This window comes from Variovorax davisae, assembly GCF_030316845.1.
Taxonomy (GTDB): domain Bacteria; phylum Pseudomonadota; class Gammaproteobacteria; order Burkholderiales; family Burkholderiaceae_C; genus Variovorax; species Variovorax davisae.
In genome coordinates this window covers 75,852-100,221 of record NZ_JASZYS010000001.1, presented here as the reverse complement: position 1 = coordinate 100,221, position 24,370 = coordinate 75,852, and the positions used below count along the sequence as shown (strand labels likewise).

19 protein-coding genes are annotated in these 24,370 nt (G+C 69.0%); 3 read left to right on the top strand and 16 right to left on the bottom strand.

Annotated elements, in window-relative coordinates; all coding sequences use genetic code 11:
* Positions 1–2 precede the first annotated feature (2 nt).
* The 3 genes from QTI33_RS00460 to QTI33_RS00450 form a co-directional block, all read right to left on the bottom strand.
* A complete protein-coding gene (locus QTI33_RS00460; RefSeq protein WP_286503728.1) occupies positions 3–1,187 on the bottom strand; it encodes an acetyl-CoA C-acyltransferase in 1,185 nt (394 codons plus the stop codon).
* A gap of 20 nt (positions 1,188–1,207) precedes the next feature.
* Positions 1,208–3,319 carry a 3-hydroxyacyl-CoA dehydrogenase NAD-binding domain-containing protein gene (locus QTI33_RS00455; protein ID WP_286503727.1) on the bottom strand — a complete coding sequence of 704 codons (2,112 nt, stop codon included), beginning with the start codon at positions 3,317–3,319 and terminating at the stop codon, positions 1,208–1,210.
* A 70-nt stretch (positions 3,320–3,389) separates the two neighbouring features.
* Positions 3,390–4,445: a zinc-binding dehydrogenase gene (locus QTI33_RS00450; RefSeq protein WP_286503726.1), complete on the bottom strand. Its 1,056-nt coding sequence runs from the start codon at positions 4,443–4,445 to the stop codon at positions 3,390–3,392.
* Positions 4,446–4,606: 161 nt separating this feature from the next.
* Between QTI33_RS00450 and QTI33_RS00445 the strand changes: the two genes are divergently transcribed.
* Positions 4,607–5,371 (top strand): SDR family oxidoreductase, encoded by a 765-nt coding sequence (locus tag QTI33_RS00445; RefSeq protein WP_286503725.1) that lies wholly within the window; start codon positions 4,607–4,609, stop codon positions 5,369–5,371.
* A 1-nt stretch (position 5,372) separates the two neighbouring features.
* Here QTI33_RS00445 and QTI33_RS00440 read toward each other — a convergent pair whose 3' ends face one another.
* From QTI33_RS00440 to QTI33_RS00395, 10 genes are read right to left on the bottom strand one after another with little or no spacing between them, the layout of a single operon-like run.
* Entirely contained in the window at positions 5,373–6,371 is a 999-nt protein-coding gene (locus QTI33_RS00440; protein ID WP_286503724.1) for an NADPH:quinone oxidoreductase family protein, read from the bottom strand.
* Between the two features lie 24 nt (positions 6,372–6,395).
* Positions 6,396–7,166: a glucose 1-dehydrogenase gene (locus QTI33_RS00435; RefSeq protein WP_286503723.1), complete on the bottom strand. Its 771-nt coding sequence runs from the start codon at positions 7,164–7,166 to the stop codon at positions 6,396–6,398.
* A gap of 16 nt (positions 7,167–7,182) precedes the next feature.
* Positions 7,183–8,232: a phosphotransferase family protein gene (locus tag QTI33_RS00430; RefSeq protein ID WP_286503722.1), complete on the bottom strand. Its 1,050-nt coding sequence runs from the start codon at positions 8,230–8,232 to the stop codon at positions 7,183–7,185.
* Complete coding sequence (locus tag QTI33_RS00425) at positions 8,229–9,443, bottom strand: acyl-CoA dehydrogenase family protein (protein ID WP_286503721.1); 1,215 nt, start codon at positions 9,441–9,443, stop codon at positions 8,229–8,231. The genes QTI33_RS00430 and QTI33_RS00425 overlap by 4 nt, the downstream gene beginning before the upstream one ends.
* A 13-nt stretch (positions 9,444–9,456) precedes the next feature.
* Positions 9,457–10,068, bottom strand: coding sequence for a methyltransferase domain-containing protein (locus QTI33_RS00420; RefSeq protein ID WP_286503720.1), 612 nt, complete (start codon positions 10,066–10,068; stop codon positions 9,457–9,459).
* A 1-nt stretch (position 10,069) separates the two neighbouring features.
* Positions 10,070–11,638, bottom strand: a complete 1,569-nt coding sequence (locus QTI33_RS00415; protein ID WP_286503719.1) for an acyl-CoA synthetase — start codon at positions 11,636–11,638, stop codon at positions 10,070–10,072.
* Entirely contained in the window at positions 11,623–12,405 is a 783-nt protein-coding gene (locus QTI33_RS00410) for an enoyl-CoA hydratase/isomerase family protein (RefSeq protein ID WP_286503718.1), read from the bottom strand. The genes QTI33_RS00415 and QTI33_RS00410 overlap by 16 nt, the downstream gene beginning before the upstream one ends.
* Positions 12,406–12,419: 14 nt before the next feature.
* Positions 12,420–14,423 (bottom strand): acetyl/propionyl/methylcrotonyl-CoA carboxylase subunit alpha, encoded by a 2,004-nt coding sequence (locus QTI33_RS00405; protein WP_286503717.1) that lies wholly within the window; start codon positions 14,421–14,423, stop codon positions 12,420–12,422.
* Positions 14,424–14,451: 28 nt separating this feature from the next.
* Positions 14,452–15,606 carry an acyl-CoA dehydrogenase family protein gene (locus QTI33_RS00400; protein ID WP_286503716.1) on the bottom strand — a complete coding sequence of 385 codons (1,155 nt, stop codon included), beginning with the start codon at positions 15,604–15,606 and terminating at the stop codon, positions 14,452–14,454.
* A gap of 10 nt (positions 15,607–15,616) precedes the next feature.
* Positions 15,617–17,236: an acyl-CoA carboxylase subunit beta gene (locus QTI33_RS00395; RefSeq protein ID WP_286503715.1), complete on the bottom strand. Its 1,620-nt coding sequence runs from the start codon at positions 17,234–17,236 to the stop codon at positions 15,617–15,619.
* 198 nt (positions 17,237–17,434) lie between these two features.
* Between QTI33_RS00395 and QTI33_RS00390 the strand changes: the two genes are divergently transcribed.
* Positions 17,435–19,321 (top strand): acyl-CoA synthetase, encoded by a 1,887-nt coding sequence (locus QTI33_RS00390; protein ID WP_286503714.1) that lies wholly within the window; start codon positions 17,435–17,437, stop codon positions 19,319–19,321.
* A 28-nt stretch (positions 19,322–19,349) separates the two neighbouring features.
* Positions 19,350–20,558 (top strand): substrate-binding domain-containing protein, encoded by a 1,209-nt coding sequence (locus tag QTI33_RS00385; RefSeq protein WP_286503713.1) that lies wholly within the window; start codon positions 19,350–19,352, stop codon positions 20,556–20,558.
* Between the two features lie 616 nt (positions 20,559–21,174).
* On the opposite strand, the gene QTI33_RS00380 is transcribed toward QTI33_RS00385, so the two are convergent.
* Genes QTI33_RS00380 through QTI33_RS00375 form a run of 3 tightly spaced genes read right to left on the bottom strand, consistent with a single transcriptional unit; the run spans position 21,175 to position 24,317 of the window.
* Positions 21,175–22,719 (bottom strand): amino acid adenylation domain-containing protein, encoded by a 1,545-nt coding sequence (locus QTI33_RS00380; RefSeq protein WP_286503712.1) that lies wholly within the window; start codon positions 22,717–22,719, stop codon positions 21,175–21,177.
* Positions 22,706–22,966: an acyl carrier protein gene (locus QTI33_RS35060; protein WP_353506303.1), complete on the bottom strand. Its 261-nt coding sequence runs from the start codon at positions 22,964–22,966 to the stop codon at positions 22,706–22,708. Before QTI33_RS35060 ends, QTI33_RS00380 begins: the two co-directional genes overlap by 14 nt.
* A complete protein-coding gene (locus tag QTI33_RS00375; protein ID WP_286503711.1) occupies positions 22,956–24,317 on the bottom strand; it encodes an MFS transporter in 1,362 nt (453 codons plus the stop codon). The genes QTI33_RS35060 and QTI33_RS00375 overlap by 11 nt, the downstream gene beginning before the upstream one ends.
* Positions 24,318–24,370 lie beyond the last annotated feature (53 nt).

Sequence of the window (24,370 nt, the reverse complement as noted above, 5' to 3'; positions counted from 1 at the left end):
GTTCATGCCACTTCGAACAGTGCCGCGGCCCCCATGCCGCCGCCCACGCACATCGTCGCCACCACGTATTTCACGCCGCGGCGCCTGCCCTCGATCAGCGCATGGCCGACCACGCGGGCGCCGGTCATGCCGTAGGGATGGCCGATCGAGATGCCGCCGCCGTCGACGTTGTAGATCGCCGGGTCGATCCCCAGGTGGTCGCGGCAGTAGATCGCCTGGCAGGCGAAGGCCTCGTTGAGTTCCCAGAGGCCGATGTCGGCCACCTTCAGGCCGTGCTGCTTGAGCAGCTTCGGGATCGCATAGACCGGACCGATGCCCATCTCCTCGGGCGCGCAGCCGGCCACCGCCATGCCACGGTAGATGCCCAGCGGCGCGAGGCCGCGGCGCTCGGCCAGGCCCCGTTCCATGATCACGCAGGCCGAGGCGCCGTCCGACAGCTGGCTGGCGTTGCCGGCCGTGACCACGCCGCCCTCGATCACCGGCTTGAGCGATGCCAGGCCTTCGAGCGTGGTCTCGGGGCGGTTGCCCTCGTCGCGGGTGAGCGTCACGTCCTTGAACGAAACCTCCTTGGTGTTCTTGTCGACCACCGCCATGGTGGTCTCGAAGGCCACGATTTCGGCGTCGAAGCGACCGGCCTGCTGGGCATCGGCCGTGCGCTGCTGCGAAGCCAGCGCATAGCGGTCCTGCGCCTCGCGGCCGATGCCGTACTTCTTGGCCACGAACTCGGCGGTCTGCAGCATCGGCATGTAGGCATGGGCGGCGCGCGCGATCACCTTCGGGTCCTTCTCCTTGGCGACCCAGCCCATGTAGGCCTCCTGCACCGCCGTGATGTTGTCGTGCCCGCCGGCGATCACGACGTCCATGCCGTCGACCATGACCTGCTTGGCCGCGGTGGCAATCGCCATCAGGCCCGAGGCGCATTGCCGGTCCATGGTCTGGCCCGAGACCGTGTCGGGCAGGCCCGCGGCCAGCACCGCGTTGCGCGCCAGGTTCATGCCGGCGGTGCCGGCCGAGAGGACGCAGCCGATCACCGCGTCCTCGATCTCGGCGCCGTCGACGCCGGCGCGCTGCACCGCATGGGCGATCGCGTGCGCCAGCATGGTCGGCGATTTCGTGTGGTTGAGCGCGCCCTTGTAGGCGCGGCCGATGCCCGTGCGGGCGGTGGAGACGATGACGGCTTCTTTCATGGGGTTTCCAGTGAGGGGATTCAGGCGGCCTGCCCATCGGACAGCCGTTGGCCTTGCACGGCCAGCGACGCCAGCAGCGGCGAAACGCTCCAGTAGCCGTGGGGATCGCCGCGCAGCTTCGCGTAGTGCGCCAGCCGCTCGGCGATCTCCGGCAGGCCGATCGCATCGGCCATGTGGATCGGGCCGCCGCGGTGGTCGGGAAAGCCGTAGCCGGCGACCCACACCATGTCGACGTCGCCGGGGCGGTAGGCGATGCCCTCCTCGAGGATGCGCGCGCCCTCGTTGATCAGCGGATACAGCAGGCGCTCGACGATCTCCTGCGGCGGGATGTCGCTGCGCCGCGCGATGCCGTGCTGCGCCGCCAGCTCGGCGGCGATGCGCGCGGCCTCGGGATCGTCGACCGGCTTGCGGCCTTCGTAGCGGTAGTAGCCGGCACCGGTCTTCTGGCCGAAGCGGCCGAGCTCGAACATCCGGCGCACCACCGCGCGGTAGCTGTCGTCGGGCGGCAAGCCGCCGGCCTTGCCGTACTCGATGACGGTCTTGGCGCCGACGTCGATGCCGGCCATGTCGAGCATGCGGCAGGGGCCCATCGCCATGCCCAGCGCCTCGACCGCGCCGTCGATCTGCGCCGGGCTGGCGCCTTCCATCATCAGGAACTCGGCCTCACGCATGTAGACCTCGGCCATCCGGTTGCCGATGAAGCCGTAGCAGACGCCCGAGACCACCGCCACCTTGCCGATCGTGCGCGCCAGCTGCATCACGGTGGCCAGCACCTCGGGCGCGGTCTTCGCGCCGCGCACCACTTCGAGCAGGCGCATCACGTTGGCGGGGCTGAAGAAATGCATGCCGACCACGTCGGCCGGGCGGCCCGTGGCCTCGGCCAGCACATCGACGTCGAGGGTCGAGGTGTTGGTCGCGATGATGGCGCCGGGCTTGCAGACCGCGCCGAGCCGGGCGCAGACCTGCTTCTTGAGGTCCATGTCCTCGAACACGGCCTCGATCACGAGGTCGCAATCGGCCAGGGCCGCGTCGTCGAGCGAGCCGCGCAGCAGCGCCATGCGGGCCTCGACCTGCGCCGCGGTCAACCGGCCCTTGGCGGCGCTGGCCTCGTAGTTGGCGCGGATGATGCCGAGGCCGCGGTCGAGCGCCGCCTGCGAGGTCTCGACCAGCACCGTCGGGATGCCGGCATTGGCGAAATTCATCGCGATGCCGCCGCCCATGGTGCCGGCGCCGAGCACGCCCACCGTGCGCACGGGCCGCAGCACCGTGTCGCGCGGCAGGCCCGGGATCTTGGCGGCCAGCCGCTCGGCGAAGAACAGGTGGCGCATCGCCTTCGATTCGGGCGAGACGCGCAGCTCCTCGAACAGGCGCGCCTCCGCCGCCTCGCCTTCGGCGAAGGGCAGCAACGAGGCCTGCACCGCGCGCACGATGTTGCGCGCCGACGGATGGAAAGGCTTGCGGCGCGCCGCGTCGGCCAGCGCGCGATCGAAGAAGTCCGGCGCCAGCGACTCGGTCGCCACCGTGCGCTCGCTGATGCGGCGCGGGCCGCCGCCGCGCGCGAGCAGGGCCTCGGTGAAGGCGATGCCGGCTTGCAGCGGCGCGGCATCGCTCAGTTCGTCGACCAGCCCGAGTTCCCGCGCCTCGGCGGTGCCGATGCTGCGGCCGCTGGCGATCAGGTCGAGCGCCAGTTCGGCGCCGACCACGCGCGGCAGGCGCTGGGTGCCCAGCGAACCCGGCAGGATGCCCAACTTGACCTCGGGCAGGCCCAGCTGGGTCTTGGGATGGGCGACGCGCCAGTGGCAGGCGAGTGCCAGTTCCAGGCCGCCGCCCAGCACCGTGCCGTGCAGCGCCGCCACCACCGGGCGGCCCAGCGCCTCGATCCGTGCCAGCGTGCCGTTGAAGGGCTGGGTGGTGAAATCCGGCAGGTCGAAGGAGGCGATGTCGCCGCCGGCGACGAAGGTGCGGCCCTCGCCATGGACCAGCAGGGCCTGGTAGCTGGCGTCGGCTTCGAAGGCATCGACGGCGGCCACCAGCCCGGCCACCACCGCCGGCGACAGCGCGTTGACCGGCGGGTTGTCGATGCGCAGCAGCGCGATGTCGCCATGGCGGCTCAGGGTCACGGGGGATGTCATGGCGTCGGGTGGGGCGAAGGGTTGAGGGAGTCAGTCGAAGGTAGCAAAGGGACTTTCAAATCTCTTGCGTCTACAGGCTGACCGGGAGCTCGCCGCCCGGCGCCACCAGCAGCTTGATCTGGGTCGTGGGGCGCCGCAGCGCCTCGAAGGCGGCGGGCAGCTGCGCCAGCCCGACCACGTCGGTCAGCATCGCCGACGGATCGACCCGCCCGGCGTCGAGCAGGTCCAGCACCCGCCGCCAGTCGGCCTTGGCGTAGCCCATCACGAACTGCAGGTTCAGCTCCTTGGCCATGGCGCGCTGCGGCACCACCCGGTCCTCGGTGGCGCAGACGCCCACCACCACGATGCGCCCGCGCGGCGGGGCCAGTTCGATGCACTGCTGGATCAGCCCGGCGACGCCCACGCATTCGAAGATCACGTCCGGCGGCCCGCCGGCGTGGCGGGCGAAAGCCGGGCCGACCTCCTCCGCCGCCGGATCGATCAGCGCCGTGGCGCCGAAACGCGCCGCGACCTCGCGCCGGCCGGGGGCCCGTTCGCTGACCGCCAGCCGGGTGGCGCCGGCCTGGCGCGCGAAGGCGGCCACGGCCAGGCCGATGGGTCCGGCGCCGATCACCAGCACCCTGCTGCCGAGGCCGACCCGACCCGACTGCACCGCGTGCAGGCCGACGGCCAGCGGCTCGATCATGGCGCCCTCGCGGGCGTTCACCGCACCCGGCAGCCGGATCGCCTGGCCGGCCGGCACCTTGACGTACTCGGCCAGCGCGCCGGGCCGGTTCGGGCTGAAGCCGGTCAGGCGGTTGTGCGGGCAGATCATGCCCAGGCCCTCGCGGCATTCGCGAAAGCCCTCGTCGGTGCAGCTGCGGCAGGCGTTGTTGGGCAGCGCGGTGACCCGCTCGCCCACCTTCCAACCGGCGGCGCCGCTCTCGACCACCTCGCCCGCGAACTCGTGGCCCAGCACCGTGCCTTCCTTCACCGTGAACAAGCCCGGGTGGGTGGCGTGCAGGTCGGAGCCGCAGACGCCGCAGTAGTGCACCCGCAGCACCAGTTCGCCGGCGCCGGCCTGGGGCAGCGGCAGCTCCTCGATGGCCAGCAGGCGGTCGGCGCCGCGGAAGACGGCGGCTTTCATGGGGCGGGGGCTTCTCGGTCTGACATGGCCGCAGTCTGGTGGCGCGGGCGGCAACTTTCTTGCGTCCAGCCGCTGACGTGTGCAGCCGCTGGACGCAAGACGGCGGCGCCCTGCCCCGCCTAGCCTCGGGTCATGGCCTTTCCCGATCGCGGAGCAACCCCATGGAACTGAAGGACAAGGTGGTGGTCGTCACCGGCGGCGCCAGCGGCATCGGCGCGGCGATGGCGCGGCGCTTCGTGCAGGAAGGCGCCCGGGCCGTGGTGGTGGCGGACCGCCATGGTGGGCAGGCCGCCGCGCTAGCCGCCGCCATCGGCGCCCAGGCAGCCGAAGTCGACGTCACGGTCGAGGCCCAGCTGCTGCGCCTGATCGACCAGACCGAGGCCCGGCACGGCGCCATCGACCTGTTCTGCTCCAACGCCGGCATCACGGCGCGCGGCGGCCCCGAGTTGCCGGACGCCGACTGGCAGCGCGTGATGGACGTCAACCTGATGGCCCATGTGCATGCCGCCCGCGCCCTGCTGCCGCGGATGCTGGCGCGCGGCGGCGGCTACCTGCTGCAGACGGCCTCGGCGGCCGGCCTGCTGTCGCAGTTCGATGCGCCCTACGCGGTCAGCAAGCACGCGGCGGTGGCCTTCGCCGAATGGCTGTCGATCACCTACGGCGCGCGCGGCATCGGCGTCAGCTGCCTGTGCCCGGGCGGCGTGGCCACGCCGCTGCTCGACGCCGAGACGCCGGAGCGCCGCGCGCTGATGGCCGACGGCATCGTGAGCGCGGACGCGGTCGCCGAGGCGGTGGTGGCCGGCCTGCGCGAGGAGCGCTTCCTGATCCTGCCGCAGCCCTTCATCCACGCGCAGATGCAGCGCAAGGCAGCCGATCCCGAGCGCTGGCTGCGGGGGATGCGGCGCTGGCAGGGCGCGGTGGACTGAATCAGGCGACCGACGCCCGCCCCAGCGCCGTCGTCAGCATGATCTTCCCGGTCGCCTTGCGATCGGCCACCAGCCGCAGCGCCTCGGCCGCGCGCTCCAGCGGATAGCGCCCGGTGATCACCGGCCGGATACGCCCCTCGGCCAGCCATCCGAGCAGTTCCTGCATCAGTTCGTCGTAGCGCCGCGGCTCGGCCTGGGCGAAGCCGCCGTAGAACACGCCGACGATCGCGCAGCCCTTGAGCAGCGCCAGGTTGAGCGGCGGCCGCGGGATCTCGCCGGTGGTGAAGCCGATCACCAGGTAGCGGCCCTTCCAGGCCATGCTGCGCAGTGCCGGCTCGGTGTAGACGCCGCCCACGGGGTCGTAGACCACGTCGACCCCGCGCCCGCCGGTGATCGCCTTGAGCCGCTCGCGCAGGTCCTCGCTGGCGTAGTTGATCGTCTCGTCGGCGCCGGCCTGGCGGCACAAGGCGAGTTTTTCTTCGGAGGATGCCGCCGCGATCACGCGCGCACCCATGAGCTTGCCCAGTTCGATTGCCGAGATGCCGGTGCCGCCGGCCGCGCCGAGCACCAGCAGCGTCTCGCCGGGCCGGATGTCGGCGCGCTCCTTGAGCGCGTAGTGCGAGGTGCCGTAGGTGATGACCAGCGCCGCGGCGGCCTCCATCGCGATGCCGGCCGGCAGCCGCACCAGCTTGCGGGCCTCGGTCAGCACCTCCTCGGCGTAGCCGCCCCAGCCGCAGACGGCGATCACGCGGTCGCCGCGCGCGAAGCCTTCGACGCCCGGGCCGACCGCCTTGACCGTGCCCGCCACCTCGCCGCCCGGCGAGAACGGCAGCGCCGGCTTGAACTGGTACTTGTTCTCGATGATCAGCGTGTCGGGGAAATTGACCGCGCTGGCATGCACCGACACCAGCACTTCGCCGGCGCCCGGCACCGGCGACGCGACTTCTTCGAACACCAGCGATTCGGGCGGGCCGTGGCGCTTGGCGAGCACTGCTTTCATGGCAGGATTCCTTGGAGGTGGGGTTCAGATCATCGAGATCGACATGCCGCCGTCGACCGCCAGGCTGGCGCCGGTGACGAAGGCGCCGGCCGGCGAACTCAGGTACAGCACCGCATAGCCGATCTCCTCGGGCAGGCCCAGGCGCTGCACCGGCGTCTTCTTCAGGATGCGCTCGCGCGCCTCGCCGTCGAAGGCCTGCGCCAGCCGGGTGTCGATCACGCCCGGCAGCACGGTGTTGGCGCGGATGCCGAACTCGCCGTATTCGAGCGCGAAGACCCGGCTCATGCCGAGCAGCGCGGTCTTGAGCGTGCCGTACAGGCCCAGCATCTTCTCGGGATGCCAGGCCGACAGCGACGAGATGTTGACGATGCTGCCGCCGCCGCGCGGCTTCATGCGCCGGGTCGCCTCCACCGACAGGTACCAGTAGCCGCGCAGGTTGACTTCGACGGCCTTCATGAACAGCGCCGGGTCGGTGTCGTCGATGCTGCGCCAGGGGCTCAGCACCGCGTTGTTGACCAGGATGTCGAGCCCGCCGTGCGTGGCCGCGAGGTGCGCCGACATCGCCGCGATGTCTTCCATCCGGCCGATGTGGCAGGCCCGCGCCTCGGCGCTCAGGCCTTCGTCGCGCAGCGCCTGGGCCACCTGTTCGCATTCGTCGGGCTTGCGGCTGCTGACCAGCACATGCGCACCGGCCTGGGCCAGCACGCGGGCGGTGGCGGCGCCGATGCCGTGGGTCGAGCCGGTGACCAGCGCGACCTTGCCGTGCAGGTCGAAGGGGGTGATGGGAGCGGGCATGGCTTGTCCTTGTGATTCAGTCGGGGCGATCGAGGATGTCGAGCCCGACGCGCGCGAACACCGCCAGCGTGTCGCCGAACTGCAGCGCGCTCTCGGCCACCGCGGTGCCCAGCGCGGCGCGGCGGCGCAGGCCAGCCGACATCGCGGCCTGGCGGAACATCGCGAAGGCCTTGAAGAAGCGCAGGTCGGCCACCGGGCTGTCGCCCATGGCGCGCAAGTAGTGTTCGCGCAGTTCGGCCTCGCTCGGGAGGCCCTGCGCCGCGCGGTCCACGCCCGCCAGTCCGGGCAGCAGATAGTCGGCGGGCAGCGACTGGACCGCGAGGAACTGCCCGAGGTCGGCCAGCGGATGGCCGAGGGTCGACAGCTCCCAGTCGAGCACGGCGATCACGCGCGGCGCCGCCTCCTCGTCGGCGGCGAACATCAGGTTGTCGAGCCGCGAGTCGCCATGCAGCAGCACCACCCGGTGCTCGCCATGCGGCATCGTGCGTTCGAGCGCGGCGATCAGGCGCTCCATCTCGGGGTCGCCCTCGGGCATCGCAGTGCGGTACTGCTGGCACCAGCGATGGAACTGGCGCTCGAAATAGTTGCCCGGCCGGCCGAAGTCGGCGAGGCCCAGCGCATCGATGTCGGTGCGATGGATCGCGGCCAGCGCATCGATGGCCGCGCCATAGACCCCACGGCGGCGCCCGACCGGCAGCTCGGGCAGCGCCACGTGCCGGTGCACCACGCCCTCGATGAAGTCCATCAGGTAGAACTGCACGCCGACCACGTCGAGGTCGTTGCACAGCACGTGGATTCGGGGCACCGGCACCGCGCTGCCGTGCAGCGCCGTCAGCAGCCGGAACTCGCGGTCCAGCGCATGCGCCGACTTCAGCAGCTCGCCGGCCGGTTGGGTGCGCAGGATGTAGTCGCCGCTCGCGGCGCGCAGCCGCCAGATCGGATTCGAGTTGCCGCCGATCAGCCGCTGCGCGTCCCGCAGGCCGTGGAAGGCGGGCACCTGGGCCTGCAGCCAGGCGCCCAGCCGGTCCAGGTCCAGCGGCGGTGCGCTGACGACGCTGTGGGTCATCGCGGCGCGCCGTGCCGCTTCAGCATCTGCTGGCCCACCGCCGACAGATGGACCTGGTCGGGCCCGTCGCCGATGCGGATGAAGCGTGCATAGACATAGGCCCGCGGCAGGAAGGTGTCCTGCGACACGCCGGCGCCGCCGAAGACCTGGATCGCGCGGTCGATCACCCGCGCCGCCATGCTGGGCACCACGATCTTGGCGGCGGCGATCAGGTCGCGCGCGGCCTTGTTGCCCTCGCGGTCCATCTTGTCGGCCGCCTGCAAGGTCAGCAGCCGGGCCTGCTCGATCTCGCAGAACGAATGCGCGATGTCCTCCCGCACCGAGCCCTGCTCGCCCAGGGTCCGGCCGAAGGCCACGCGGGTGCTGGCGCGCTGGCACATCAGCTCCAGCGCGCGCTGGGCGCAGCCGATCAGCCGCATGCAGTGGTGGATGCGCCCGGGCCCGAGCCGGCCCTGCGCGATCTCGAAGCCGCGGCCTTCGCCGAGCAGGATGTTCGAGGCCGGCACCCGCACGTCGTCGTAGACGATCTCGGGATGGCCGACCGGTGCGTCGTCGTAGCCGAAGGTCGTGAGGTCGCGCACGATGCGCACCCCCGGCGTGGCCTTGGGCACCAGGATCATCGACTGCTGCTTGTGCCGCTCCGGATGGTCGGGCGCGGACTTGCCCATCACGATCAGCAGCGTGCAGTCCTCGTTGAGCGCGCCGGAGGTGAACCACTTGCGCCCGTTGATGACGTAGTGGTCGCCGTCGCGCCGGATCTCGCACTGGATGTTGGTCGCGTCGCTGGAGGCCACGGCCGGCTCGGTCATCGAAAAGGCCGAGCGGATCGTGCCGGCCATCAGCGGCGCCAGCCACTGGTCGCGCTGGGCCTCGGTGCCGTAGTTGGCCAGCACCTCCATGTTGCCGGTGTCGGGCGCCGAGCAGTTGAAGATCTCCGGCGCCCACAGCACCCGGCCCATGATCTCCTTGACCGGCGCGTACTCGAGGTTGCTGAGGCCGCTGCCGTGCGCCCCCGACAGGAACAGGTTCCACAGGCCGGCCTCGCGCGCCTTGGCCTTGAGCGCCTGCAGCACCTGCGGCGTGCGGTACGGATGGCCGCTCTCGCGCACCTCGTCGTAGTAGGCGTTTTCGACCGGGTAGACATGCTGCTGCATGAAGTCGTCGACGCGCCGCTGCACCGCCAGCGAGCGCTCGGAATGGGTGAAGTCCATCGGACGTCCTTGCTCAGAGGCGTGTCAGCACCAGCGCGAGTTCGTGGGCGCCCAGCGGATGGGTGATGCGCGCGTAAGGCGGCTTGGGCCAGGACCAGCGCGGTGACGGAAACAGCGCCCGCATGGCGTGGATGTCGCAGTGGTACGGCGGCCCGGTCACGAAGCCATCGGGCGCACCCGCCGCGGGGGCCTGCATGAAGAGCGCCAGCAGCCGGCCGCCCGGCTTCAGCCAGGCATGCAGCTGCGCCGCATAGGCGGTCCAGTGGTCGGGATGCAGCGCGCACAGGCAGGTCTGCTCGTAGACCGCATCGACCGGCGCGGCCGGCGACCACTGCAGCACGTCGGCCTGCAGCACCGGGGCCTGCAGGCCGCGTCCGGCCAGGTGCTGCCGGCTGCGATCGACCGCCGCGGCGGCGTAGTCCAGGCCGGTCACGTCGACGCCGGCCGCCGCCAGCTCGGCCACCTCCCAGCCGCTGCCGCAGCCGGGCACCAGCACGGTGCTGCCGGCGGTGAAGGCGCCCTCGTCGCGCCAGCGCAGAAGTTGCGGGCTGGCGGCGCCGCGGTCCCACGGCGTGGTGCCGGTCTCGAAGCGGGCCTGCCAGAAGGCGGCATCGGGGCCGGCCATGTCAGGTGCCCTCCTTCGCGGGCGTGCGCAGCTTGGCCTTGAGCACCTTGCCTGTCGGGTTGCGCGGCAGCGCGTCGACGATGCGGAGCTCTCGCGGCAGCTTGTAGCGTGCCAGCCGCGTCTCGGCGAAGGCCTGCAAGGCCTCGAGCGTGATCGCCCGCCCCGGCTTGGCCGCCACCACCGCCACCACGCGCTCGCCCCAGCGTTCGTCGGGCGCGCCGATCACCGCCACCTCGGCGATGTCGGGATGGTCGTAGAGCACGCTCTCGACCTCGGCCGGATAGATGTTCTCCCCGCCGCTGATGACCATGTCCTTGAGCCGGTCGCAGATGTAGAGGAAGCCCTCGGCGTCGCGATAGCCGACGTCGCCGCTGCGGAACCAGCCGTCGCGCGTGAACACCGCGGCCGTGGCCTCGGGCTGCTTCCAGTAGCCGGCCATCACGTTGGCGCCGCGCACGCAGACCTCGCCCGCGGCACCGGGCTCGGTGATCGGCTCGCCCACCGCGTCGATCAGCCGGATCTCGGTGAGCAGCGGCGGCGTGCCGCTGGAGCCCAGCTTGTCGGTCGCGCGGTCGGGGCTCAGGAAGGTGATCATCGAGGCGGTCTCGGTCATGCCGTAGCCCTGGTGCACCGGAATGCCGCGTGCCCCATAGAGGCGCAGCAGCGGCTCGGGCATCGGCGCGCCGCCGACCGCGATCAGCCGCAGCGACCTCAGGTCGGCGTCGGCGAAGCCCGGATGCTGGCTGATGAACAGCAGCATCGCCGGCACCGCGAAGCTGACCGTGATGCGGTGCTCGCGCACCGCCTGCAACACGGCGGCGACGTCGAAGGCGCGCTGCAGCACCAGGTGCCCGCCCGCGAGCAAGGTGCTGAGGCTGCCGCACAGCAGGCCGCCGACATGGAACATCGGCGCGAAGTTGAGGGTGACGTCGGTCGAGACCATGTCCCACAACAGCATCTCGTTGAGGTTGTTGGCCCAGAAGTTGCCGTGCGTGAGCATCGCGCCCTTCGGATGGCCGGTGGTGCCCGAGGTGTACATGATGACGGCCAGCGTGTCGGCCGTGGCCGGCACTGCCGCCGCCGCCGCGCCGGCCCGGGCCATCAGCGCATCGGCCGATTCCCAGCCTGGCGCACCGCCGGCCCGGTGGATGAATCGCTGACAAGCCAGCGTGCCGCGCACGCCGTCGATGACCGCCACGTGCGCCTCGCCCGCGACCAGGGTGTGGATGCCGGCGTCGCCGATGATCCAGGCCAGCTCGGGTCCGCTCAGGCGGAAGTTGAGCGGCACGAAGACGCCGCCCAGCCGCGAAATGGCGAACATCACGACCACGAACATCGGGTCGTTCAGGCCCAGGTAGCCGACCCGGTCGCCAGCCGCGACGCCGCCGGCCGCCAGCACCGCCGACATGGCTTCGATGCGCTGCTGCAGCTCGCCGTAGGTCCAGCGCACATCGCCGCAGCTCAGCGCCGGACGATCCGGAACCCGCCCGGCGCGGCGCGAGAGCCATTCGTGCAGGCCGACCGCGTGGGCGCTGCGGTCGGTGGGTGCGCCGGTCAGCGCCCGGTCCACGTCGGCCTCCGCTTTTCGTTGAAGGAGGCCAGGCCCTCTTTCGCGTCCTCGGTCATCGCGAGCAGCGCGATCTGGCTCTCGGTGTAGGCGATGCCTTCGTCGAAGGACATGGCCTCCAGCGCCCGCATCGCGTACTTGCCGCGGCGGATCGCGGTCGGGGACTTGTTGGCGAGACGGTCGATCAGCCACTGGGTCTTGGCGTCGAGCTCGGCGGCCGGCACCACATGGTTGAGCAGGCCGTTGGCCCGGGCTTCGGCGGCATCGAAGGGCTCGCCCGACAGGCACCATTCGCGCACCGTGCGGCGCGGGGCGATGCGCTGCAGCAGGCTCAGCACCTGCATCGGGAACAGGCCGATCTTGACCTCGGGCAGGCCGAACTGCACATGGTCGGCGGCGACCGCCATGTCGGTCATGCAGAGCAGGCCCAGTCCGCCGGCCATGCAGACGCCGTTGATGCGCGCGATGCTCGGCAAGGTCGAATCCTGTGCCTCGCGCAGCATGTCGGCGTAGTCGATGTTGGGCCGCGACAGGTCGAAGGCGAAGCCCGCGCCGGGCTGCAGGTCGCCGCCGGCGCAGAAGGCCTTGTCGCCGGCGGCTGTCAGCACGATCACGCGCACCTCGGGGTCGGCATGGGCCTGGCGGTAGCCCTCGCGGATGCCCTCGATCACGTCCTTGTTGATCGCGTTGCGCTTGTCGGGGCGGTTGATGGTGATCCAGAAGGCGCTGTCGCGCTTCTCGTGCAGCACGGCTTGGGTTTGATCCGTCATGGGGGTCTCCTTGCTCATGCAGCCGCCGCCGCGACCACTTCGATCTCGGCCACCACGCGGCTGGCCGCCACCTGCTCCCCGTTCGACACATGCACGGCCGTGAGCCGCCCGGCGACCGGCGCCGCATGGACGTGCTCCATCTTCATCGCCTCCAGCGTGACGATCGGCTGCCCCGCCTCCACCATGTCGCCGACCGTCGCGAGCACCGCGACCACGCGGCCGTTCATCGAGGCGCGCAGCTTGCCGTCGCCGCCCGACTCGCCCTGCCGCGCCGAGGCGGCGCGGGTCTTGTCTTCGATACGCAGCGCCAGCCCCCGGTACTGCAGCAGCAGGGTCGCGCCGTCGCGGAACCAGGTCGCTTGCTCCTGCAGGCCGTCGCAGGTGAAGCGGACCGAATCGGCGGCGATGGCCACCCCTTCGATCGCGACGCTGCGCTCGCCGAGGGCGACCTCGAAGTGGTGCTGCCGCGGCAAGGTCACGCTCGCGTTCTGCACCTTGCCGCCGATGTCGAAGCGCAGCGAGATCGGCAGGTTGTGCGACAGGCGCCGGCCGGCCGCGCGCTGCCGGCGCTCGCCCGTGGTCTCGTAGAGCAGCACGGCCGCCAGCGCCGCGGCACGCGCCTGCAGGGCCTCATCTTCCGCCAGCAAGGCGTCCTGGTGCTGGCCGATGAACGCCGTCGTGGCGCCACCCGCGGCGAACACCGGATGCGCGAGGCAGCTGCGCAGGAAGGCCTGGTTGGTGGTCACGCCGAGCGCCACCGCGTCTTCCAGGCCGGCCGCCAGCTTGCGCCGCGCCTCGTCGCGGGTGCGGCCATGGCTGATGATCTTGGCGATCATCGAGTCGTAGTACGGCGGGATCTCGGCGCCCGAACGCAGCGCATCCTCGACCCGCAGCTGCGCCGGCATCTTCCACAGCGCCACCGTGCCGCTCTGCGGCATGAAGCCCTGGTCGGCGTCCTCGGCGCACAAGCGCACCTCGATCGCATGGCCCTCGAAACGCACCTGCGCCTGGGTCAGCGGCAAGGGCTCCCCCGCCGCCACCCGCAGCTGCAGTTCGACCAGGTCGAGGCCGGTCACGGCTTCGGTCACCGGGTGCTCGACCTGCAGCCGCGTGTTCATCTCCATGAAGTAGAAATTGCCCTCACGGTCGAGCAGGAATTCGAGGGTGCCGGCACCTTCGTAGCGGATCGCCTTGACCGCCGCCACCGCGGTCGCGCCCATGCGTTCGCGCAGCGCGGCATCGACCGCGGGCGACGGTGCCTCCTCGATCAGCTTCTGGTGCCGGCGCTGCACCGAGCAGTCGCGCTCGCCCAGGTGGATCGCGTTGCCATGGCGGTCGGCGAAGATCTGGATCTCGATGTGGCGCGGCTCGACGATGGCGCGTTCGAGGATGACTTCGGGGTCGCCGAAGGCGCTCTGCGCTTCCGATCGCGCGCTGCGCAGCAGCTCGGGAAACTCCTTCGCCGAAGGCACCAGCCGCATGCCGCGGCCGCCGCCGCCGGCGGTGGCCTTGATCATCACCGGGAAGCCGATGCGGGCCGCCTCGTCGGCCAGCCGGGCCTCGCCTTGGTCCTCGCCCTGGTAGCCCGGGATGCAGGGCACGCCGGCCGCCTGCATCAAGGTCTTGGCGCCGGCCTTGTGGCCCATGGCGACGATGGCCTCGGCCGAGGGCCCGATGAAGACCAGCCCGGCGTCCTTGCAGGCCTGCGCGAAATCCTCGTTCTCGGCCAGGAAGCCGTAGCCCGGGTGCACCGCGTCGGCGCCGCTGAGCTTCGCCGCCTCGACGATGGCCGGGATGCGCAGGTAGGACTGGGCCGGCAGCGGCTCGCCGATGCAGACCGCCTGGTCGGCCTCCTGCACGTGGCGGGCGCCGGCATCGGCGGTGGAATACACGGCCACCGTGCGGTAGCCCATGGCGCGCGCGCTGCGAATCACGCGCAGCGCGATCTCGCCGCGGTTGGCGACCAGGACCTTGTGGAAGGGCGTGGCGGAGGGGGTAGAGAGAGTTGGGGCAGTCATGAGAGTGGGTCCGGATGAGGGCCTGCGTTCAGGCCGGCTGGGGGTAGATGCCCATGAACTTGCTGAGGATCTGCAGCATCACCTCGTCGGCACCGCCGCCGATCGACGTCAGCCGGCCATCGCGGAAGATGCGCGAGATCGGGCTCTCGTCCATGAAGCCCATGCCGCCCCAGAACTGCAGGCAGCTGTCGGCCACCTCGCGGATCACGCGGCCGGCCTTGAGCTTGGCCATGGTGGCGGTGCGGGTCGCGTCCTGGCCGGCCGTGACCTCGGCCACGCCCTGCCAGCAGAGCGCGCGCAGGCAGGCGACCTCGGTCTGCAGCTCGGCCAGCCGGTAGTGCACCCACTGGTTGTCGAGCACCGAACGGCCGAAGGCCTGGCGGTCGCGGGTGTAGCCGATGGTGGTGTCGATCGCGCGCTGCGCCATGCCGGCGCTGTTGAGCGCACCCCACAGCCGCTCGAGCTGGAACTGCTCCATCTGGTAGATGAAGCCCATGCCCTCTTCGCCGATGCGGTGGCGCTGCGGCACCCGCACGTCGTCGAAATGCAGCTGGGCGGTGTCGGACGCATGCATGCCCATCTTGCGCAGCTTGCGCGCCACCGTCACGCCCTTGGTCTTCATCGGCACCACGATCAGCGACTTGTTGCGGTGCGCCGCGCCGTCGGAGGTGTTGGCCAGCACGCAGCAGAAGTCGGCCTGCGTGCCGTTGGTGGTCCACATCTTGCCGCCGTTGATGACGTAGTCGCCGCCGTCCTTGCGTGCCGTGGTCTTGATCGAGGCCACGTCGGAGCCGCTGCCGACTTCGGAGACGCCGAGGCAGGCCACGTACTCGCCGCTGATCGCCGGTGCCAGGAACTCGTCGCGCAGTTCCTTGCTGCCGCGCTGCGCCAGCGCGGGCGTCGCCATGTCGGTCTGGACGCCGATGGCCATCGGGATGCCGCCGCAATTGATGCGCGCCAGGCCCTCGGCCAGCACGGCGCCATAGGATGGGTCGAGGCCCGAGCCGCCGTTCTCGACCGGCTTGGTCAGGCCCAGCAGGCCGAGCGCGCCCAGCTGCCGGAAGACCTGGTGGGCCGGGAAGATCTCTTCGCGCTCCCATTCGTCGACATGGGGATTGATCTCCTTGTCGATGAAGCGGTTCAGCGTGTCGCGCAGGGCTTCGTGTTCGGGGGTCAGTTGCATGCCGTGGCCCTCAGGGACGTGCTACGGAGAACTGCATCTTCTGCGGCTCGCGCAGTTCGGCTTCGCGGCAGATCGACAGCACCTTGGACAGCACGGCGCGGGTGTCGCGCGGGTCGATCACGCCGTCGTCGAGCAGCCGCGCGCTGGTCGTGAAGACGCTCATCTGGCTGTCGAAGCGGTCGATGATGCGGCGCTCGAGGTCGTCGAGCTTGGCCTGGTCGACCTCGCCCTTTCGCTTCATCGCGGCCTCGGTCACGATGACCATGGTCTTGGCGGCCTGCTCGCCGCCCATCACCGCGGTCTTGGCATTCGGCCACGAGAAGCAGAAGCGCGGATGAAAGCCGCGGCCGCACATGCCGTAGTTGCCGGCGCCGAAGGACGCGCCGCAATAGATGGTGATCTGCGGCACCGTGGCGTTGGTCACGGCCTGGATCATCTTGGAACCGTGCTTGATGATGCCGGCCTCCTCGTAGTCGCGCCCGACCATGAAGCCGGTCGTGTTGTTGAGGTAGAGGATCGGCGTCTTCGACTGGCAGCAGGCCTGGATGAAGTGGGTCGCCTTGGTGGCGCCGGCCGGGTCGATCGGGCCGTTGTTGGTGACGATGCCCAGCGGCAGCCCTTCGATCTTGATGTGGCCGACCACGGTGGCGCCGCCGTAGTTCTCGCCGAATTCGAGGAACTCGGAATCGTCGGCGATGCGGGCGATGACCTGCTTCATGTCGACCGGGCGCTTGTGGTCCATCGGCATGATGCCCAGCAGTTCCTCGGCGTCGTAGCGCGGCGGCTTGAAGCGGCGCGGCGGCTCCACGGCCAAGTCGCGGTTCCAGTCGATGTTGGCCATGATCTCGCGGGCGATCCGGATCGCGTCGCGGTCGTCCTCGGCCAGGTAGTCGCCCAGGCCCGAGATCGCGGTGTGCATCACGGCACCGCCCAGTTCTTCCTCGGTCGCGACCTCGCCGGTGGCGGCCTTGAGCAGCGGCGGGCCGGCCAGGAAGGCCCGCGAGCGGCCCCGCACCATCACGATGTAGTCCGACAGGCCGGTCTGGTAGGCGCCGCCCGCCGTGGACGAGCCGTGCGTCACCGTGAGCACCGGCAGCCCCGCCGCCGAGATGCGCGCGATGTTGCGGAACAGGTTGCCGCCGGTCACGAACTCCTCGACCTTGTAGGTCATGAGGTTGGCGCCGGCGCTTTCGACCAGCTGGATGTAGGGCAGCTTGTTTTCCAGCGCCAGCTCCTGCATGCGCAGCTGCTTGGGAATGCCCATCGGCTGCAGCGCACCGGCGTCGATGCCGGAATCGGAGGCGTTGATCATCACCCGCACCCCCGAGACCCAGCCGATGCCGCCGATCACGCCTCCGCCCGGCACGCTCTTTTCGAGGTCGGGATTGTCGAGGCCCAGCCCCGCCAGGGAGGAGATCTCCAGGAACGGCGTGCCCGGGTCGAGCAGCAGCGACAGCCGCTCGCGCGGCAGCAGCTGGCCGCGCTTCTCGAAGCGCTCGCGCGACCTGGCCGAGGTGGCGACGCTGCGCCGCTCGTAGCCGTGGACGCGCTCGATCAGCGCGAGCATGCCATCGCGGTTGGCCTGGAAGGCCTCGCTGCCGGGGGAAATGGTCGATTCGATGGTTGCCATGTGCGCTTTGCCCGCCGCGCTGGAGCGGGTCGATGGTGTGTGTCCGGCAAGCTTAGGCATCGGCCACGGCGAGGTCTTGCGCAAACTCGCTGCGCGCGCGGCTTGCCGCGAAGCGACTTTCAGCGCCTGGACGCAAGCGTTCGACGCCCCCGCCCGCTAGCCTTGACCGGCATCCCCGCGGCCCCCGCACCGACAACCATGTCCATCCTTCCCCACCCTTCCGACCAACGGCCGACCCGCACGCCGGTCCGCGACGGCGCCGACCTGCTGGCGCGCGAGGCGGTCGCCCTCGACCAGCGCTTCGCCGGCATCGACTCGACCCTCGACGTCTTTCGCCTGGCGGCCGCCGCCTGGCCCGACCGCCCGGCGCTGACCTTCGTGCCCGAGGGCAGCGCCGAGGCCATGCCGGTCGACGTCAGCTACGCGCGGCTGCACGAGCGCATCGTCCGCACCGCCAACCACCTGGCCTCGCTCGGACTGCAGCGCGACGACTGCGTCGCCTACCTGCTGCCGAACGTGCCCGAGGCGCATTTCTGCATCTGGGGCGCCCAGGCGGTCTGCCGGGTGGCGGCGGTCAACCATTTCCTGGAGCCGGCGCAGATCGCCGACCTGCTCCAGGCGCTGGACGCCCGGGTGGTGGTCACCGCCTCGCCCGCCGAGGCACCGGACCTGTGGGCCAAGCTCGGGCCGGTGCTGGCCGGACTGCCGGGCCTGCGCGAGACGCTGTGGGTCGGCGCCGCCGATCCGGCCGCGCTGCCGCCGGGCGTGCGCCGCTTCGACGATGCCCTGGCCGCCCAACCCGCCGAGCCCGTGTTCGAGCCCCTGCGCGAGCCGGCCGCCCTGGCCGCCTGCTTCCACACCGGCGGCACCACCGGCACGCCGAAGATCGCCCAGCTCTCGCACCGCGCGCTGATCGTCAACAGCTGGATGCTGGGCGAGATGTTCGACATCCGGCCCAGCGACGTGATGGTCTGCGGCCTGCCGCTGTTCCACGTCAACGGGGTGGTCGTCACCGGGCTCGCGCCCTTCATGCACGGCGCGCGGGTGCTGCTCGCGGGCCGGGAGGGCTTTCGCAATCCGAAGCTCGTCGCCGGCTTCTGGCGCCTGGTCGAGCGCTTCCGGGTCACCACCTTCTCGGGCGTGCCGACGGTCTACGCGGCGCTGCTCAACGTGCCGATCGCGGGCGCCGACCTCGGCTCGCTGCGCTTCGGCATCTGCGGCGCGGCGCCGATGCCGGTCGAGCTGTTCCGGCGCTTCGAGCGCGCCACCGGCATCCGGCTGCTCGAAGGCTTCGGCATGACCGAGACCACCGCCTGCGCCTCGGTGAACCCGCGCGACGGCGAGCGCCGGGTCGGCTCGATCGGCCTGCCGGTGCCCTACGGGCGCATGAAGACCGTGATCCTCGACGAGCTCGGCGCCTACGTGCGCGATGCCGCCACCGACGAGATCGGCGTGGTCGCGATCCTGGGGCCGCACCTCACGCCGGGCTACCGCGATCCGCGCCACGACGCCGGCCTCTGGCTGCCGGGCGGCTGGCTCAATTCGGGCGACCTCGGCCGGCGCGATGCCGACGGCTACTTCTGGCTGGTGGGCCGGGCCAAGGACCTGATCATCCGCGGCGGCCACAACATCGACCCGTCGATGATCGAGGAAGCGCTGGCCCGACACCCCGAGGTCGAACTGGTGGCCGCGGTCGGCCGCCCCGATGCCTATGCGGGCGAGCTGCCGGTCGCCTACGTCAAGCTGCGCCACGGCGCGCGTGCCGATGCGGAAGAACTCAAGGCCTTCGCCAAGGCGCATGTCACCGAGCGCGCCGCCGCGCCCCACTGGGTCGAGTGCATCGACAGCATGCCGGTCACCGCCGTCGGCAAGATCTTCAAGCCGACGCTGCGCAAGCAGGCCATCGCGCGCACCCTGCGCGAACTGTTCGCCGCCGGCGACCTGCCGCATGCCGGCATCGAGGTGCGCGACGACCGCACGCACGGCGTCGTCGCCGTGGTGGCAGTGGCCGACGAGGCCGCGCGCGCCCGCGTCGCCGAGCTTTGCGCCGGCCTCGCGCTGCAGGTTCGCAGCACGGCCGGCTGACCCCTTCATTCACCAGGAGACGAAGCGCATGATTTCGAGAAGAAGATTCAGCCAGGCGACCGCCGCCGGCCTGCTGCTGCCCGCGGGCGGCACCCTGCTGGCCCAGACCGGCGACATCAAGGTGGCGCTGATCGTCGCCAAGACCGGCCCCTTCGAGGCCTATGCCAAGCAGGACGAGCTGGGCTTCCGCATAGGGCTCGAATACCTCACCGGCGGCAGCATGGCGATCGACGGCCGCAAGGTGCAGATCATCGTCAAGGACGACCAGCTGCGGCCCGACCTGTCGAAGGCGCTGCTGGCCGAGGCCTACGCCGACGACAAGGTCGACATCGCGGTCGGCGCGGGGGGCTCGTCGGGCACGGTGGCGGCGCTGCCGATCGCCGAGGAGTACAAGAAGATCCTGATCGTCGAGCCGTCTGCGGCCGACTCGATCACCGGCGACAAGTGGAACCGCTACGTGTTCCGCGTCGCGCGCACCACCAGCCTGGACGCCACCGCCTCGGTGTCGGCCTTCGGCGGGCCGGTGACGGTGGCTTTCCTGGCCCAGGACAACGTCTTCGGCCGCGACAACGTCACGGCCTACAAGGAGGCTTTCGCGCGGCTCAATCCGCAGGCCAAGATGGGGCACGAGGAATTCGTGCCGCAGGGCACGACCGACTTCACGGCGCCGTTCCAGCGCATCGCCGACTCGCTCAAGGGCGCGAGCGGGCGCAAGGTGCTGGTGATCCCGTGGGGCGGCGAGCACCCGATCCGCAAGCTGGCCGGCATGAATCCCGAGCGCTTCGGCATCGAGTTGTCGCCCGGCGGCTCGCTGCTGAGCGTGATGCAGACCTGGCGCGAGTTCGAGGGCCTGGAGGGCGGCACCTACTACCACTACAAGTTCCCGCGCAACAAGGCCAACGACTGGCTGGTGACCGAGCACATGAAGCGCTACAAGATGCCGCCGGACTTCTTCGTCTGCGGCGGGTTCTCGGCCGCCAGCGCGGTCGTCACCGCGATCCGCAAGGCCCGCTCGACCGACACCGAGAAACTGATCGCGGCGATGGAAGGCATGGACTTCGAGACCCCCAAGGGCACGATGACCTTCCGCCCGGAAGACCACCAGGCGATGATGCCGATGTACCACTTCAAGATGAAGAAGCGGGCGCAGCAGGGGGACGAGTGGGACATCCTCGAACTGGTGCGGGAGATTCCGGCGTCGGAGATCAAGCTGCCGATACGGAACAAGCGGGGGTAGCTTCCGCGCCCCCCTGTGCCCCGGCGGCCGACCGCGACGATCCGATTGCAGCGGGCTATGCTCTCGGCATGTCTTGCCACGACCGGCCCCGCAGCGGAGTCGCCCACTGCCCAGACAACGAATCTGCACCTGTGGCAATCGGCGGGCCTCTCCCGGTGCGGTTCGTGCCCCGGCCTGCTGGTCACTGCCTGCGCGTGCTCTGAGTGACGATCTCGCAGGCGCCCGCGCATGAGCCTCTGAGTTTCAGCGTCCCTGCGCACCTCCTGGTCACTTGGATGCCTGTCCATATCGAGCCACTCATCCTTATCGCCGCCCCCGGGGTCTTGGTTCTATCGAGGCGACAACTGTTCTGACGCGGAGGGACACCCGCGGCCTGCGGTCAGCCGTGATCTGGTCCACCAGGCCGCTCAGGCGGAAGTCGACCACGAGGTCGGTGCCGAGCGCGCGAGCGACGGCGGGCCGGGCCGGCACAGTGTCGACGCCAATGATGGACGTGGCGCCGATCAGTTTCGCGCCACCTATGCGCACAGGCCAATCGAGCCCAACACGGGGTCGACCGCTCGTTCCTCAAGTCGATCCAAGATGCCGCATTGACGCTGCGGCGTGTCGCGCATCGCTATGTTTCGTCGAACAGCAACGCTACCGCCTGGCGATCAACTTTCCCACTGGAGTTGCGCGGCAGCTCCTGGACGCGCCGATACTCGGCAGGAATCATGTACTTGGGAAGTACTTCTGCAAGAAACTCGCCGACGTCTTCCAAAGGCCACGCAGTTGTAACCAGCACTGCCTTCAGTTTGCGAGCTAGATCAACGCCTTGGGCCACCACAGCGGCTTGACGAATGCAAGCATGCATCGTCAACGCACGCTCTATCTCGCCCACCTCGATGCGGTATCCGTTCAGTTTTACTTGGTTGTCTAAACGACCAACGAACTCCAGATCCCCTTCATTGTTGAATTGCCCCAGGTCGCCTGTGCGATAAAAGGTTCGAGTCTCGGAAGACCCTAGGGCAGCGCAAACGAAGCGCTCCGCCGTGAGGTCCGGCCGATTGACATACCCCAGCGCAAGACCAGGTCCCGCAATCCAGATCTCCCCGGCTTCGCCGGGCTGGGCAATCGTGCCATTGGCTCCGACCAGCAAGATCTCTCGATGACGAATCGAGCGTCCTATCGGTACGTTCTTCGCTTTCGGCGCCAACTTGTCGAGCGGAAAAAATGTCGTTGTGACCGAAGCTTCAGTTGGACCGTACAAGTTCATGATCTCCACGTTTGGGAGACGAGCACTAGCTGTACGAACATGCCGAGGTGACTGAGCCTCGCCACCAATGAAAACACTCGTCAGACGTTCCAGAATCTCGACTGACGTATCCACGATGACGTTGAAAAGCGACGTGGTAATGAACATGGTGTTCACGTTACCCGCTCGAATCGCTGCGCCGATGCGACCAATGCTGACGAGCTCGCCACTCAGCAGTACACACGTTCCTCCATTGAGAAGCGGCGTCCATATCTCGGCGGCGGCGACGTCGAATCCCGGAGAAGTGTGGTGCAAAGTCACCGTGCGTTCCGAAAAATGCGCATAGTTCTGATCGAGGACGAGACTGACGACACCCCGGTGGGGGATCAACGCGCCTTTCGGTGTTCCACTGGATCCGGATGTGAAGCATACGTATGCCACGTCCGCCCCCGACACTGGGCGGCGGCGCTGCGGTGGGGCGGCTGCGGAGGACTTCCCTGGATTGAAAATATCTTCCGAAAGTACCATTCGTGGGACATGGGGAAGCTCTGGCAATGGCGCGCGCTCACCCACGACAAGCAATGCTGCGGCAGCGGTGTCTATCACGGCCGCGACGCGGGTCGGCGGCCAAGCTGGATCTACAGGAAGGTAGGCAGCACCAGCTTTGAGGACCCCAAGGAGCGAAGCGATGTACGACGGAGTTCTGGGAATTGCAATCGACACCGTCATCCCGGGCTCAATGCCGCGTTCAAGTAGAAGGCAGCAGACCCTCTCAGCCGCGGCATCCAGTTCGATGTAGGAAACAGCCTGCTTCTCAGTTCTGATGGCCACTGCGCCCGGTCGGAGAGCAACTTGGCGGGCAAACACGTCGCAAATGGATTGGTGTAGGAAGTCCCCGCGGGACTGACTCGGCTCACCGCTGGACATGGCGCTCCACCGCCGAGGCTATCGCTCCGAATGTGCGAACCTTGTATAACTCTTCGGGAGTCAAGACTTCAGCACCAAAGCATTTCTCCAAAGCAGCCAGAAACTTGACGGCGGCCAGAGAGGTCCCTCCAGATGAGAAGAAGTCATCACTGGGCCCAACGGCCGTACAACACAAGATCGACTTCCATATAGAAGCGACGCTCTGATTGACTTCAGATTGCTCGCCTGCTCGAGGCTCAGTTTGCATAGGCTCCTCCTCGCGTACTTTTCTCATCCCTCGACACGAGGATGCGGGTTGCGACAGCGCCGACAAGTGAAATCGAGGCGCAAACCACAAACATAAACGGGAACTCGTTGGAGGAGATACCTTGCAGAACGCTCATGACGGCGGACAACAGGGCCGTTCCAAGTACAAAACCTCCCTGTCTAAGGATAGTCATGAGGGCTGTGACCGTGCCCGATCGGTCTGCAGGCGCTGCGGCTATCAAGGCCCCCGATACCTGGTTTTGGATGGCAGCTGCACTTGAGCCCGCAAGCGCCATGCCCAGCATCGAAAGACCGATGCTCACGAAATGAGCGCCAGCTGATATCAACAAGCTACCTGTGGCGACACCGAGTAGGCCATAGGAGAAGAAGACACCCTCATGGATGCGTGTTGCGAGGCCGGTCGCCAAGTATGGAACCAAGAACATGGGGCAGGTGAACGCGAGCATCACGTACGACGCCGAAAGGCCGTCAAGCCGAAAGACAGACTCCAACAGGATGGGAAGAAAGACCAACGGCGCCCAATAGGAAAAGGCAAGGCAAATCGGGACGATAGCCAGTCCGCAAAACGTTCTGCGCGCAAGGAGCGTAAGGTCCACCGCGGGTCGCCGGACTGTCAGTTCAATCACGATGAAGAGGGCAGCCAGGAACGCAACGAGGCCCGCCGCCACGGCGAGGCTCAGGCGCACGTCGAAGAGGGAAGGCCCGTGAATCATGCACCACGAGGCGACGAGCATCAGCACGCCAAAAGCGGCAATTCCCAAGAAATCAATGGAGGTCGCGCAGTCCGAAGATTTGACGCAATTGACGCGGCACAGGGCTCCAACAATGACCAAGCAAACAGGAATGTTCAAGAAGAAAATCCAGGGCCACCCGAGGGTGCTGGAGAGGATGCCGCCAAGTCCTGGACCAACGGCCATTGCGGAGCCACTGATGGTGCCCATGATAGCGAAGGCCTGGATTCGCTGCGCTTTTTCCGAGTAGAGTTGGCTCATCATTGCGTAGCCGCCGCATAAGATGAAAGCTGCGCCAATCCCTTGTACGAGGCGCCCTGCAATCAGGAGTCGAAACGAGTCCGCAAACCCGCAACCGCCTGAAGAGATTAGGAAGATCGATGTTCCGAAGATGAGCGCCGGTTTTGGGCCCCACTGATCAGCTAGAGTTCCGGCGACAATGAGAACGACGGTAAACGTCATGCTGTAGACGTTCATGACCCAGACAAGATCGTTCGTCGGTATTGACAATGTCGTTCCGATGGACGGCAGGGCAAGGGAAACGGCGGTGATGTCGAACGTCGCCATGAAGGCCCCCATGCCCAGAATCACCGCCGGCATGAACCTCCCATTCGCTGTCATAGCTGCGTCCCTCTATTTAAGCTGCGCGTTGC

What these genes read in the sequence shown, in the direction of transcription:
- QTI33_RS00460 (WP_286503728.1), bottom strand. Translation starts at nt 1,187, where the DNA reads ATGAAAGAAGCCGTCATCGTCTCCACCGCCCGCACGGGCATCGGCCGC.
- QTI33_RS00455 (WP_286503727.1), bottom strand. Translation starts at nt 3,319, where the DNA reads ATGACATCCCCCGTGACCCTGAGCCGCCATGGCGACATCGCGCTGCTG.
- QTI33_RS00450 (WP_286503726.1), bottom strand. Translation starts at nt 4,445, where the DNA reads ATGAAAGCCGCCGTCTTCCGCGGCGCCGACCGCCTGCTGGCCATCGAG.
- QTI33_RS00445 (WP_286503725.1), top strand. Translation starts at nt 4,607, where the DNA reads ATGGAACTGAAGGACAAGGTGGTGGTCGTCACCGGCGGCGCCAGCGGC.
- QTI33_RS00440 (WP_286503724.1), bottom strand. Translation starts at nt 6,371, where the DNA reads ATGAAAGCAGTGCTCGCCAAGCGCCACGGCCCGCCCGAATCGCTGGTG.
- QTI33_RS00435 (WP_286503723.1), bottom strand. Translation starts at nt 7,166, where the DNA reads ATGCCCGCTCCCATCACCCCCTTCGACCTGCACGGCAAGGTCGCGCTG.
- QTI33_RS00430 (WP_286503722.1), bottom strand. Translation starts at nt 8,232, where the DNA reads ATGACCCACAGCGTCGTCAGCGCACCGCCGCTGGACCTGGACCGGCTG.
- QTI33_RS00425 (WP_286503721.1), bottom strand. Translation starts at nt 9,443, where the DNA reads ATGGACTTCACCCATTCCGAGCGCTCGCTGGCGGTGCAGCGGCGCGTC.
- QTI33_RS00420 (WP_286503720.1), bottom strand. Translation starts at nt 10,068, where the DNA reads ATGGCCGGCCCCGATGCCGCCTTCTGGCAGGCCCGCTTCGAGACCGGC.
- QTI33_RS00410 (WP_286503718.1), bottom strand. Translation starts at nt 12,405, where the DNA reads ATGACGGATCAAACCCAAGCCGTGCTGCACGAGAAGCGCGACAGCGCC.
- QTI33_RS00405 (WP_286503717.1), bottom strand. Translation starts at nt 14,423, where the DNA reads ATGACTGCCCCAACTCTCTCTACCCCCTCCGCCACGCCCTTCCACAAG.
- QTI33_RS00400 (WP_286503716.1), bottom strand. Translation starts at nt 15,606, where the DNA reads ATGCAACTGACCCCCGAACACGAAGCCCTGCGCGACACGCTGAACCGC.
- QTI33_RS00395 (WP_286503715.1), bottom strand. Translation starts at nt 17,236, where the DNA reads ATGGCAACCATCGAATCGACCATTTCCCCCGGCAGCGAGGCCTTCCAG.
- QTI33_RS00390 (WP_286503714.1), top strand. Translation starts at nt 17,435, where the DNA reads ATGTCCATCCTTCCCCACCCTTCCGACCAACGGCCGACCCGCACGCCG.
- QTI33_RS00385 (WP_286503713.1), top strand. Translation starts at nt 19,350, where the DNA reads ATGATTTCGAGAAGAAGATTCAGCCAGGCGACCGCCGCCGGCCTGCTG.
- QTI33_RS00380 (WP_286503712.1), bottom strand. Translation starts at nt 22,719, where the DNA reads ATGTCCAGCGGTGAGCCGAGTCAGTCCCGCGGGGACTTCCTACACCAA.
- QTI33_RS35060 (WP_353506303.1), bottom strand. Translation starts at nt 22,966, where the DNA reads ATGCAAACTGAGCCTCGAGCAGGCGAGCAATCTGAAGTCAATCAGAGC.
- QTI33_RS00375 (WP_286503711.1), bottom strand. Translation starts at nt 24,317, where the DNA reads ATGCCGGCGGTGATTCTGGGCATGGGGGCCTTCATGGCGACGTTCGAC.